Origin of the sequence: Paenalicyclobacillus ferrooxydans, from assembly GCF_001399675.1 — a bacterium.
Lineage (GTDB): Bacteria > Bacillota > Bacilli > Alicyclobacillales > Alicyclobacillaceae > Alicyclobacillus_B > Alicyclobacillus_B ferrooxydans.
The window spans coordinates 112,071-124,472 of the sequence record NZ_LJCO01000008.1 but is presented as its reverse complement, the minus strand read 5'-3'; the positions used below and the strand labels follow the sequence as shown (position 1 = coordinate 124,472).

At 48.2% G+C, this 12,402-nt stretch carries 12 protein-coding genes and 1 riboswitch; of the genes, 4 read left to right on the top strand and 8 right to left on the bottom strand.

Going from position 1 to position 12,402, the window contains the following annotated elements:
* Both AN477_RS00715 and AN477_RS00710 read right to left on the bottom strand, forming a co-directional pair.
* Positions 1-1,113 (bottom strand): GerAB/ArcD/ProY family transporter, encoded by a 1,113-nt coding sequence (locus AN477_RS00715; RefSeq protein ID WP_054967268.1) that lies wholly within the window; start codon positions 1,111-1,113, stop codon positions 1-3.
* A 138-nt stretch (positions 1,114-1,251) separates the two neighbouring features.
* Positions 1,252-2,559, bottom strand: coding sequence for a SpoVR family protein (locus tag AN477_RS00710; RefSeq protein ID WP_425388098.1), 1,308 nt, complete (start codon positions 2,557-2,559; stop codon positions 1,252-1,254).
* A 461-nt stretch (positions 2,560-3,020) separates the two neighbouring features.
* On the opposite strand from AN477_RS00710, the gene AN477_RS00705 reads away from it, so the two are divergent.
* Both AN477_RS00705 and AN477_RS00700 read left to right on the top strand, forming a co-directional pair.
* Positions 3,021-3,221 carry a hypothetical protein gene (locus AN477_RS00705; RefSeq protein WP_054967267.1) on the top strand — a complete coding sequence of 67 codons (201 nt, stop codon included), beginning with the start codon at positions 3,021-3,023 and terminating at the stop codon, positions 3,219-3,221.
* A gap of 269 nt (positions 3,222-3,490) precedes the next feature.
* Complete coding sequence (locus AN477_RS00700; RefSeq protein ID WP_054967266.1) at positions 3,491-3,832, top strand: VOC family protein; 342 nt, start codon at positions 3,491-3,493, stop codon at positions 3,830-3,832.
* 107 nt (positions 3,833-3,939) lie between these two features.
* Here the strand turns inward: AN477_RS00700 and AN477_RS00695 are convergent, their stop codons facing one another.
* The gene (locus AN477_RS00695; RefSeq protein ID WP_157061739.1) at positions 3,940-4,503 is read right to left on the bottom strand and encodes a manganese efflux pump MntP; all 564 of its coding nucleotides are present in this window, start codon (positions 4,501-4,503) and stop codon (positions 3,940-3,942) included.
* A 66-nt stretch (positions 4,504-4,569) separates the two neighbouring features.
* Between AN477_RS00695 and AN477_RS00690 the strand changes: the two genes are divergently transcribed.
* Positions 4,570-5,643, top strand: a complete 1,074-nt coding sequence (locus AN477_RS00690) for an MATE family efflux transporter (protein WP_054967265.1) — start codon at positions 4,570-4,572, stop codon at positions 5,641-5,643.
* Between the two features lie 325 nt (positions 5,644-5,968).
* Here the strand turns inward: AN477_RS00690 and AN477_RS00680 are convergent, their stop codons facing one another.
* The 4 genes from AN477_RS00680 to AN477_RS00665 all read right to left on the bottom strand — a co-directional run bounded on the left by AN477_RS00680 (position 5,969) and on the right by AN477_RS00665 (position 10,148).
* Complete coding sequence (locus AN477_RS00680; protein WP_054967263.1) at positions 5,969-6,619, bottom strand: cation efflux transmembrane domain-containing protein; 651 nt, start codon at positions 6,617-6,619, stop codon at positions 5,969-5,971.
* Complete coding sequence (locus tag AN477_RS00675) at positions 6,591-6,962, bottom strand: ArsR/SmtB family transcription factor (RefSeq protein WP_169787823.1); 372 nt, start codon at positions 6,960-6,962, stop codon at positions 6,591-6,593. Before AN477_RS00675 ends, AN477_RS00680 begins: the two co-directional genes overlap by 29 nt.
* A gap of 379 nt (positions 6,963-7,341) precedes the next feature.
* Positions 7,342-8,967: an Nramp family divalent metal transporter gene (locus AN477_RS00670; RefSeq protein ID WP_054967261.1), complete on the bottom strand. Its 1,626-nt coding sequence runs from the start codon at positions 8,965-8,967 to the stop codon at positions 7,342-7,344.
* A 191-nt stretch (positions 8,968-9,158) separates the two neighbouring features.
* A riboswitch (M-box (ykoK) riboswitch) is annotated at positions 9,159-9,324 on the bottom strand.
* A gap of 182 nt (positions 9,325-9,506) precedes the next feature.
* Positions 9,507-10,148 carry a DUF1232 domain-containing protein gene (locus AN477_RS00665; RefSeq protein ID WP_054967260.1) on the bottom strand — a complete coding sequence of 214 codons (642 nt, stop codon included), beginning with the start codon at positions 10,146-10,148 and terminating at the stop codon, positions 9,507-9,509.
* A 123-nt stretch (positions 10,149-10,271) separates the two neighbouring features.
* Here AN477_RS00665 and AN477_RS00660 point away from each other — a divergent pair, with 123 nt between their 5' ends.
* Positions 10,272-11,561 (top strand): NRAMP family divalent metal transporter, encoded by a 1,290-nt coding sequence (locus AN477_RS00660; RefSeq protein WP_054967259.1) that lies wholly within the window; start codon positions 10,272-10,274, stop codon positions 11,559-11,561.
* Positions 11,562-11,706: 145 nt separating this feature from the next.
* On the opposite strand, the gene AN477_RS00655 is transcribed toward AN477_RS00660, so the two are convergent.
* Positions 11,707-12,363 (bottom strand): polysaccharide deacetylase family protein, encoded by a 657-nt coding sequence (locus AN477_RS00655; protein ID WP_054967258.1) that lies wholly within the window; start codon positions 12,361-12,363, stop codon positions 11,707-11,709.
* Positions 12,364-12,402: the final 39 nt, after the last annotated feature.

Sequence of the window (12,402 nt, the reverse complement as noted above, 5' to 3'; positions counted from 1 at the left end):
TCAATTTGACTCAGTGGGAAAATATCGCTTCTTGTATCTGTCGATACGGTGGGGTAAGTGCTTGAGTTTAGCAGTAACCAGTGAGATTAGGGGCAAGACAACCAACGTAATCCAACTCGTGGGGACAAGAAACGAATTCAAAATAATGTGATCGAACTCTTCGTCGGCGATGATTGCGACTAGGAGCGTGGGAATAGCCAAGAAGATCACGTATGTTCGATACTCCGAATCGGGCCTTCCAAAGATGCGACTCGTCAAGACAGAAAGACACCATAGATGATTCGCGACAAAACTGCAGGTAAAGGCAGTTGCCACTATAACGACAGTAATTCCTAATCGCTCGATGATGAAGCCGGTTAATCTGAGTAATTGGATCACATACGTAAATGGATATTGAAGGTGCGTAATCGCGCCATACCCAAGGACGTGAACGCTCATGATAAAATTCCCCAACAACATGCTCGAGTTTACGGCTGGGCCCAAGACAGGGTACCACGTCTTGTCAACATAAGGATTAAGCATGTTCACCAAGTTGAAGCCGAGGTACATAGGGAATAAGTGGTATATGGCATTCAATAGCGGAGTTACTGGTGGGAGCGCGTAGACTACGTGGGGGCTGTGTTCTCCACTAAAAATGATGAATACCATAGTCAGTAAATTGCCAAAGAGCGTCAAACTGGAAATAATGCTAGCAGCTCGACCAAGTGCTTCAAGCCCGCGAACAGCGCCTAGAATTGCAACAGTAATCATTGCACTGCCTAGTGCAGAAACTGGTGTTAAGGGGAAAAATGGCTTCATAGTCATTAGATAATAATGTATGGATAGCCCGACAAACATAAGGTACACGGGAAGATATGCGGCTGCAACAGTTTTTCCGATAAATCTCCCGAAAGTGATTATGTGATAGTCCCCTCCAGTTAATCCGGGGAAACATTTGTTCAATTGATGATGTAGCCATCCAAGAAGCAAACCAATCAAAATCATGCTAAAAATTGTCCATAAGGCATAGTAGCCGCTGTATTCAACCGCCGTCCCGGCAAAAAAGTAGTAAGTCAATGGCATGTAACTGGAGGATGTAAGCATTATTGCTTGAAACTGATTCAACTTCCACATGTATATTCCTCCAAAGCTTCTTACCCCTAATGGTTATGATGCCCAAAAGCCGAAGGCACTAACACAGACAAATACTCCCCCGCTTCTGCGTGGGGAGTATTTGTCGTTCTCACAGCTCTTTGGTTATGCAAATCATTTTTATAGAAACTTGCGAACCGTCTTCTTCCCATCACACGTGAAGAGGACATCTCGACCTTCAATCACCGTCTGCATGTGGGCCGTTCTTCCCCATAGTTGCTGAAGATAGGGCAAGGTCTTTTCCATATGCTTCAGGTCAAGCTCCAGCCCTTCGTAGGCGTGTTTGACGTACAACTCTCCATTGTTGTTATAGTCGCCGTCTTCTATATAGAGGACCGGCATGCCGCCGTTGACGCGGGCGGCACACAACGTGTCACGAACCTTTTCCCAGTCTTTCTCGACGATCCTCCACTCGTTGCCAACCTTTTGATAGAGGTATAGGTCAAGGTCGTGCACGAGGTCCTTGGTCAGGTAGTTCCGCAAAAACGACATGTCCGTTTCCATCTCTCGGATCTCAAACATTTTTGCGCGCCCCTGCCCTGGTTCTCTCCCGAATCGTTCACGTTCCTCTTGCGTCGGGTTATCCCAACGCCGTTCAATGTCCTCCCAGATGGCGAGTCCCACATGATACGGATTGATTGACATCCGCGATGGAAGGACGACTCCGGAATGCATCTTGGCGAACTCAACCGCATCTGATTCATCGAGATCGAGCTCACGCATAATTCTCAAGTGCCAGTATGTGGCCCAACCCTCGTTCATAATCTTGGTCTCAATCTGCGGCCAAAAATACAGCATTTCTTCCCGCAGCAGGGAAAGGACATCGCGCTCCCATTCCTCGAGCGTCGAGCTGTTTTCAATCAGAAACAACATAATGTCTTTTTGCGGCATGGTGGGGTTCTTTCGCCTGCCGCTCCCTGGACTGTCTGTTTTGGAAGGCTGTCCCGAGGTGCCTGGTCCCTTCTCCAGTCCGCTGTCGAGGTCCCACAGGTCTGAGTACCCTCTCCTGGACAAGGCAGAACCGGTACTCGAAGCAGCCGTACCTCCCCCGTCACTTTCTGCCCTGCGTTGTGCCATTGACGCCCGACGTCTCTGTTCCGCTGCGGCTCTGCCCCGTGATCCGTGCAGTGTCGGATCGACATGTTCCTGAACGGCCATCCCGGCATCTAGGAGTGCTTCAACGCGCTTTCTGCCATACTCGAGCTCGTATCCGCGAATGCGTTCCGCATTGGAGGCCATCCGATCGACCATATCCCGCGATGTCCGGGAAAAAGCTGTGTTGTTTTTGAAGAAGTCACAGTGCGCCAGGACGTGAGCTGATACCGTCTTATTCTGCAGCAGTGAATTGCCGTCAAGTAAAAAGGCATAACACGGGTCCGAATTAATCACCAGTTCATAAATGCGGCTAAGGCCAAAGTCGTACTCCATCTTCATTCGATGAAAGGCTTTAGCAAACAACCGGAAAAATGAAAAAAAATCACGAACCCATATGGCACTTAGAAAAAAAGGACGATCAGGCGGTGATAACCTGATCGTCCCTATCGTCGTTACTTGTTTTTATCTTGCCCGCTCTTATCAGTGCTCCAATACAAATCCTAGCGATGATACTGGACGCTTCTGGATTGAGTTGAATCTTCTTTGGGTCAGCCAAATATCATCGCTCCCTTCTCTTTGAAAGGTATGCGACGATACTTGTCCGACTTGCCTGATAACCCATATAACCACCTGCTTTATGCAAAGTGGCTGAGTTTACTCGTTTCGGGTATTTTTCTGACGCGGATCAATGTATCTAAGGCAAAAGTCCTCAAATTTTCTATGAGGTATTGCTTCGTTGTCCCCGAAGAGTTACGGTCTTCCCGTAAATCCATCGCACGGGGAGAGACGGGCACATGGCCTTTCGGGTGAAATGCGAATTATGCGGACGCGAACAAGAATGGGACGATGGCAAAAAGTACGGCGAAATGTATATCGAGGCAGTTGGTAGCACGATTGTGTGCGGGTGCGGGCATGGTATCGGGGATGATGGAGGAACCATGCGCGAATTCAAAGTGCCTGATGTTCACGACGATCCGCTCGATCCCCGTGACTGATTCACGCAGGAAGAGGAACAATATCCCATCATACATCGAAGACAGGCCGCCACATTGAGCCTGTCTTCTGTTTTCATATACAAGTTCGATACATTGGTCATTCAGCACCATCAGGCCGTGAGAACCCCCTTAAAACGCCGCAAAAGTGGTGCCCGCGTGAAATGGCGCGTGGGAGGGGTGTTCGGTGAGATGTAGAAACAGTAGTGTGATAAGATCCAGACAGATTCAGATGACGTGGTTGTAGATCGCATTAGTAGGAGCGTGACAAAATGGTTAGCCTCGAAGGATTTGCGATTCACGTAAGCGATGTGGAAAAGTGTCTCGAATACTATATGAAAATACCGGGTGCAAAGTTGGAAGTACACCGTCCTAAACACCTTGCGGTAATTCGGATTGGTAAGAACACACTAAACTTGGTGAACTTGAAGCTCCAACCTCCATTTCATTTGGAGATTGAAACCGATGATGTGGACGGTCTGTACGAGGCATTCCAGCGCGAAGGATTCTCAACTGAAGGGCAGCCAGAAACCAAGCCTTGGGGTGAGAGAACATTCTACTCTCGCGATCCAGAAGGCAATCATTTGGAGTTTTCCAAGAACGAAAGGGAATAGTGTGTTGCCTAAAGTTACGACGTGTAACTCCAACACGCCGTTTTTTACTGCCCAACTTACCAAGAAATGCGCAAAGGTGAGACACTCGGCTTCTAACCCGAACTCCCCTACGCTATATGCCGAATCGCATCAATGAGTATCCAGATGCCAAGCAACCCAAGCACAATACCTGCTAACTTCTCCGACCACTCCCCGAGGTATCGTTTCAATCGTCCACCGAGAGTCAGCCCTATAATCGTAAATAGAAACGCCTGCGCCGCGATTAGAACAATCGTAAGTGCAGCAGGAACACCGATAAGTCCGATGGAGAACCCCACCGCTAGTTCATCCAGACTAATGCTTAACGCCGTTACAACCAACGTCCTCCAGCCAATGAGATTTCGTTCCAACTTTTCTTCCTCATCGTCTTCATCCTCAAAGAAAATAAGCCATACCGCTACAGCTACGAGTGCGATGCTACCAATCAAAGACGCCCAGTTGCCAATGAAGTTACCAAGGGTCTTACCAATACCAAGCCCGATAAGTGGCATGACTGCTTCTGCCAACGCAAAAGTCAGTCCTATTCGCAGTCGATTGCTATTAGTACGTTGAGCCATCCCAAGTGAAACGGACATCAGTAGCGTGTCTATGCCGAGGGAAAGGACTAGAACGATCATTTTCAAAAGTATCACTCTGCATTTCCTCTCCGTAACCAAATCTATAGAATGAAACTATGTATTGCCCAAAGGAGGTTCTGAATGACTGAACTCACGCAGTCCCCGGCAAAAAGAATATTCTCTATTGCATGGCCCGCGATAGGCGAGGCATACCTACAAAACCTGCTAGGCGTTGTAGATTCATTTTTCATTGCAAGAATCGGACTTGTTGCAATTGACGCAGTTGGCGTTACGAACATATACAGTATGACGTATATCGGTGTATTCACAGCAACGTCTACCGCCTTGTCCGTCTTTCTATCCCGTGCGTATGGCGCGGATGCGAATCGCGGAAAAGCAGCCATAGCTCACGGAATGTTTATCGCGTTCCTCGTTGGTCTGTTGTTCTCTACCCTCTCGTTAATTTTTACGGCACCCCTTTTACACTTGATGGGCGCACATGGAACCCTCGAAAAAACTGCATGGCCCTATTTTCGCATGGTACTTGGTATCTCGCCACTGATTGCACTGTTCACGGCGCAGTCAGCAGCATTTCGAGCCATAGGAGATACGAAAACGCCCCTGCGGGTTGGGCTAGAAATGAATGTGATTCATGTTGTTTTGGACTACATTCTCATCTTTGGCATCGGCCCCATTCATGGTCTTGGGCTTTTAGGTGCGGCGTGGGCAATGTTTCTGGCCCGCTTATACGCTTTTCTACGCCTTTGGTGGAAGTCACGGCAGATGCAGGAAATTCGCCTTGAAAGAGCCAACCTACATCCACAACTAGATTTCCTCGCAAGTATGACGAAGTTCGCTGTTCCTGCCGCCCTTGAACGTCTTTCTATGCGGCTTGGTCAGGTCATCTACTTCGGTCTGATCGTTCGCATGGGCGTGGATGTGTACGCCACACACAATATCGCAGGCACACTCACTGTCTTTGCTTCGACCATTGGTGGAGGATTCGCAACCGCTGCGACAACGACTATCGGTCAGGCAATTGGAAGCGGCGATGAATCGTCAGTAAAATCGTACCGCCGTTGGAGTTACATCCTATCGGCGACATCTATGACTCATTGTAACAGCCCTTATATGCGTACTGAGTCCGTGGATCGGGTTGCTCTTTACTCACAATTCTCACGTTCTTCACTTGCTGTTCATTGTGCTTGCGATTGATACAATTTTTCAGCCATTTATGTCGGCAGTTGTGGTGGATACAGCTTCAATTCAGGCAGGAGGAAACAGCAAGTTTCCGATGATAGTCACTGCACTCGGAATCTGGTTTATTCGTACTCTGGGCGTGTATTTAGTGGCATGGAGAATGGGGTTCGGGTTGCCTGCTGTATGGGGAAGCATTGCAGTGGATAACGCGGTACGAGCAGGGCTGTTTGCGTGGTACAGGAGGAAACGCGAACTGATACGGACTCTGCCACGTTAAATGCGGAGCACCTATTTATGGGGTAAAAAGGAGGACACATGGCCAACAAGGAGTCTACGCTGCTCAATCATCGTGACATCCGCATCCACAAGCATCTTCGACGCCGCGTGCCTCCTGAATCGCCTCAATACCTTCCTTCACGACGAAGTACACCAATGCCAATCCAGCCAACGCATTGAGCCACCACCATCCCACCAAAGCGGTGAGAATCAGACCGACGATCAGTGTCCACGCCATGTATACACAAACGATGCTACATGAACCATCGGCTCGAAGTGCCTTGCTGCCAGCCTGCGTACCAATGGACTTTTTCGCACGGGATAAGTAGGGCATGATGATTCCTGAAGCTACTGCGAGTGCAAGTCCGAGCACACTTGTCTCCGAACCAGATCGCGTCCACAGATCGTATCCGGCCATGATAACGATGTAAATAGCCAAGGCGATTAAAGCCACTCCGACGACCCACGAAGCCCGCTTCTCAGCTTGTTTAACCCTTGCAAGGCTTGCACCGCTTGCCTCAACATAAAGTCTCCAGAGCAGAATCCCTCCGGCTACCAGTTCGATAATGCTATCGGCACCAAACGCTGTAAGCGCAAGTGAATGAGCCACTATCCCGGCTCCGATGGCGACAGCAGCCTCGACAATCATCCAAAGGATACTGACGATCTCGATATTGATGCCTTTCTTAACCTGCATAGCTTGCACTGACAACATCTTCGCCCCCTTGCCATTGTTGAACCGAATTGAGAATCACGAAGACTGGTGGCAACAGCCTGTAGTAGACGAGCTTCCCGTCTTTTCGGTACGTTGCTAACCCAGCACGTTTGAGCCACCGCAGATGGTGAGAGGTGTTCTGCACTGATGTATCGAGTAACGCGGCAACTTCGCAGACGCACAGTTCGTCTGTCAAAAGCGCGAACGCCACCTTCAGGCGTGTTGCATCGGCTAATGCCTTGAAGACGACAGCGAACGAACCTGTCTCAGGGAGTGCAGTTCGGAGCCTTTCCACCTTTGACACATCAACGCATTCAACTTGGCACATATTCTGTTTCGGCACTGACTTTTCACCTTCATTCAAACGTATGTTTGAATATAGTATGCCACGAAGCAGGTTCATGAGCCAATAAATATAACCAAAAAACAGGGAGTACGGGTGATTGGACTCCCTGTCGATGTATCGTGCTGACAACTTGACTCACCAAATACTTTTTGCAACTCGAAAATGAAAACAGTTTATCTCCGCAACCTTACCATAGTTCTAACCATGCCGACGGTAGATAACACAGCGGTAATTACGGCAACACTACACAACGAATTATCGTACACCCTTGGAATTTCCCTTTGTAGGCCATTGGCCAGAAGCCACATAATAATCCAAGAAAAATGAACGACTGCAAATAAGATTCGACTCTTCGTAGACATTCCTTCCCCCCCGTTCAATGACCGAGAGTAAGTTCAACAGCCTTCACAACTAGCAATAAAACCGCGACAACAAGGTAGCCCCGCAGTGTAAGCATCCCAATTGCACTGGCACGTGAAGGCATCGCTTTCGGTAAATTTTTTAGAGGTGGCATCCGCCATGTCCAACGATCCAACTCTTCCTGAACGATTTCTTTCTTGGTGCCACGTTTTCGAACTTGAAACACTCCTACAGCAACCAGACCAACGACCAATACTCCAGCCAAAACTTCCGCGATGAGATTTACATTCCACTGCGGGAACATTGTTGTAGCTGCCAAAATGAGAGACAACATAGTAAGAACTCCGACAATCACACTACCCAACACATTTTGCCAAGCCTTATTGACCCACGGGCCAAGAATTGCTTTATCATTACAGAGCAATAACAGAAATGCCGTAGCACTCGGTAATAATACGCCTGCGAGAACTTGAACAAGGATTGTCATGAGTCCCAATGGTGCATGTGGAATAAGAACAATCCCAGCAGCCACAAGTACAATCGCCGCATAAATACTGTAGAATCCTTTCGCATCCGACCATTTGCGATGCAAAGAGTGCTTCATGTTGAATACATCTCCAAAAGCGTATGAGGTCGAAAGCGTCACTGCACCAGCACCGATGATTGAGGCATTCAAGAGCGCAATGGCAAACAAATCGCCTGAAACACGGCCTATAGCATGACGAAGCTGATGAGCTACCGTCGCAGCATCAACGAATTGCCCTTCCACTTTTGTACCATGAAACGCGAAAGCAGTTGCGATGATTAACGCAGCCGCACCAATGACAACGACGAATGCACCAATGGTCGTATCCATTTGTTCATACCGCATCCAGCGCGGCGTCAGTCTTTTGTCAATTACGTTTGATTGTTGAAAGAATAACTGCCACGGGGCCACTGTAGTTCCCACCATACCGATGATCAGCAGCATGGCATTGCTATTCAACCCACCTTGAACACTCGGAATAAACGTATCATGCACAATCGGGCCAATGTGTGGATGGCTCAAGAACGCTAACGGAATCGCTACAAAGTTGGCAGCAACGCAGACGAACATAAACGTCTCCCATTTGCGAAAGCTCCCTGTGAGTGTGACTAAGATTAAGATCAACGCGAATGCAGGAACCGAGATGTATGCACTCACACCAAAATATGACATCGCCATGCTAATCCCTATGAATTCAGTAACGATTGTTAAGAAATTCAGAACGAACAAGTCCCCGACAGAAAACATTCCCCAGAACTTACCGAACCGCTCGAAGATGAGACGTGCATGGCCTACACCTGTAACAAGCCCCAAACGCACGGCCATTTCTTGACAAACAATCAGAACAGGAATCAGCAACAATAGCACCCACAACAGGCTGGTTCCATAGTTCTGACCTGCTTGAGCATACGTGGAAACACCGCCTGCATCATTGTCCCCAACCATGACAATGAGTCCCGGCCCCATAATGGCGAGAAGAGTACGAATTCGAGTACCCCACGTGGCTCTCTTTGCAAAATCCGCTACACGAACGGTGCCCAATGCACCTTTGATGTCACCTTGATGTGCTGCATCCAGCACAGCGGACTCTTTGAAGCAAACATTTCCCTTCACCATCGGAAATACCCCCTTGAAGTCGGTTTGGGCATAGAAACGCCTTGTGTTGAAACCTTGACTGGCTTGATCGCGGACTAGGGCCAGTATCCATGCCCTCACCTCCTTCAAAGAGAGATTTTTCTATGCTAAAAGCCCCCAGAAGTAAATCCTCTGGGGGCGTGAAAAACGCACACTTAAAATACGAGCGTCATCACAATCCCCCTAGTTGAGCTTTGGCACTATACGACGTAGGGTTCTCACCCGGCCACGTTAAGTAAAGCCTTAATCCGGCAGTACCTGTTCAACCCATTGGCGTGTTTCCACGTTTCCGGGCAGTGGCATGTATTCGCATAGACGCCTCGCCTAACGAGGACTGTCTGTATTCAACTGCCATACCTTATGGCAACTTGTTCGCACTTGTGAATCCCATTCGCCTAACTTTGTCTTAAAACGTGTTAAACGCCTGTAAGACCCTTCGTCACTGTAGTTCACACGATGCAGTTTTGTCAACAGAAATATTTCTGATTAGGCGTTCCTAACCGTTATCAAATTCATTTGTGCTACTCCTTTTCGCCTAAATCGCGACGAATCAGCGAAAAACGGCTCCACGCTAATTGAATCGCCAAAGCATCATCAACATACCCAATTGGGAATATGTAATCCGGGATTATATCAGTAGACAGAACAAAATACAGTAACCCGCTTCCCAAAATACATCGCTCTTCATCCGAACTGCTTTTCAAAAAGCTGTTATACATGTCATCTAACTGTTCAATGAATGGGCCAGTCCCTGGCACCTGTTGGCGTTTTTCAGGGAACTTCTCGACGATAAGATTCGTGCCCTCATCCGTCCGAGCATAGTCTTCATATTTGGCCAATTCGACTTCGATTTCTTGTTTCGAGAATCGCTGTCCATTAAGCAATTCACGGAGGAAGTCAAAGGAGTCATTCACCGAACCTCGTTGTATCGTTCCTCCCACGTCGAATCCCGCAGCACGGAATAATTCATCAGAGGACACCCCTAACTCTACTGCCATCCTCTGTAGATAGTCGGGGTTGGCTTTCTGCTTGCCTGAAATCATGCGTGAAAGTGAAGCTACGTCGATGCCTGTTTGTTTTCCCAATGTACGGAGCGACATGGAACGCTTCTCCAACAACGACTTGACGGTATCCTCAAGCTGGTTCGGTTCTTTCCGCTCCATCTTGTTAGACACCCCTCTCGTCACATGTGATGTTCTTGCGTTGATCGTTTCTCAACACTTCATCAACACACATCGCATGGTGTTTGTATATGATATGCCATCGACCGTTGAGGAGTTGTCATCATGATGGATATTGAAGAGAAGATTGATGCCCCAACACAGGAGCGGAAGCCACGTTTTCAGCTGATGACATTATTCTGGATAGTCCTCGGCCCCGGATTGTTGGCGATGATCGGTGACAACGATGCAGGCGGTGTTTTGAGTTACGTCATCACTGGTGCTCAATTCGGCATCGGATTTTTTGTCCCATTTATATTGCTACTCGCCCCACTCACGTACACCGTACAAGAAATGGTGATGCGACTCTGTGTGGTGACTCAACGCAGTTTCACAACATTGATTTCTGAACGATTCGGCACGTTCTGGGTAAAATTTTCTCTCGGTACGCTCCTTGTGAACAACATTCTCTCGCTGACCACCGAGTTTATCGGCATGAGCGCAGGGCTGTCAATTCTTGGCATTCCATTTGTTGCCAGTGATCTTCTTAGCCTAGTTATCGTTATTGTACTTGCCATATTCGGGAGCTACTGGACAAAAGAACGTCTCGCGCTGTTGCTTGGCACTTTTAATGTCGTTTTCCTTTTCGTATCGTTTATGACCCATCCAAGCCTCGCAAAAATTGGGAACGCCTTTACCTACTGGTCGATTCCATCCCAAACGCACACCATTTTCCTATGGTACATCATCGCCACGATTGGTAATGCCTTTGCACCTTGGATGATCTTCTTTCAAGGTGGTGCAGTGCTTGACAAGGGATTGACCGTAAAAGACCTACGGTATGGTCGTATCGATACGATTACAGGAAGTGTGAGTCAGGTTCTGATTGCTGCCATTTTGATTATTTGTGGCGCAGCACTTTACACACCATCTAGTAATGTGGTGGCCTCCTTGTCGGTCCCACTTCAAGTCATTCATGCCTATACACAATATATCGGCATTGTGGGCGCAGACTTATTTGCATTTGGGCTGTTCAATGCAGGATTTCTCGCTGCATTTACGATTTCCATGTCTACGTCTTGGACGTTTGCCACGACTCTTGGTTGGGCAAACAGCCTAAATGATAAGGTTCATAAAGCACCAAAGTTTTACGGGATTTACATTGGAAGCGTTATACTCGCAGCACTCATCGTTCTGATTCCCTCTCTACCACTCAACCTAATGGCTGTGATCGCCCAATTTGTATCCGCGATTCTCATCATTCCGGCACTGTTTTTTCTGCTGTTGCTAGCAAGGGATAAACGTGTCATGGGTAATTATGCGAACCGGACGCTCTATAATGCGTGGGGATGGTTCATCCTAATTGGAATCGCGGTGCTTTCCGTATTGTTGCTCTACAATTTTATTTTGGGTTAGCCGACGCAAAAACGAGAGTCCGTTTTCGTGGACACCCCTACTTTGATGCTTACTTATCGCCATTGACCCTCTAGACACTTCACCGTTAATCCGGAATTGCCCACCGTAGACCCAAATACCTTTACGCACCATCGGTCGGCCCGAATCATAGAACACGAAAAACATAACCCTTCGCCTTGTAATAATGAATGATCGTGGGCAACGCTTGGGCCGTTAGACGGCTTTGGCTAATTCCATCGTGAAAAAGGACGATTGACCCCGGCCCGGCATTTCGCTCGACGTTTTGAACAATGGTAGCCACCGATTTCGCTTTCCAATCCAACGAATCGACCGTCCAGAACACGACTGGATGCCCCATTTTTGTAATAACCGGAATTTCACGGCGGTCAATACCTCCATAGGTTGGGCGATAGTACAAGGGCTTTTGGCCCGTAACTGCAACAATGGCGGAATCAGCCATCCTGATTTCAGATTTGATCACGGACTCCGGAGCGTGCGCCAAATCTCTATGGTCATATCCATGATTCCCGATCTCGTGCCCCTCTCGCATGATTCTGCGAGTAATGGCGGGTAATTCACGACACCTATGCCCTAGAACAAAGAAGGTGGCATGAACGTGCTCACGACGCAGCACATACAGAATTTGAGGTGTGTACACTGCGCTTGGCCCATCGTCGAAGGTCAGGTACAGGACCTTTTGTCCCGCTTGAGCAGGTTTTGCATTCACAAAACCCAATGTCGCAAATAGGATGACACAAGACAGGACACCAACACCCCAGAATAGCGTTCTCTTTCGAAACACGAAAAACCCCCCCACAATGATGTAAGGTTATCCCAATCG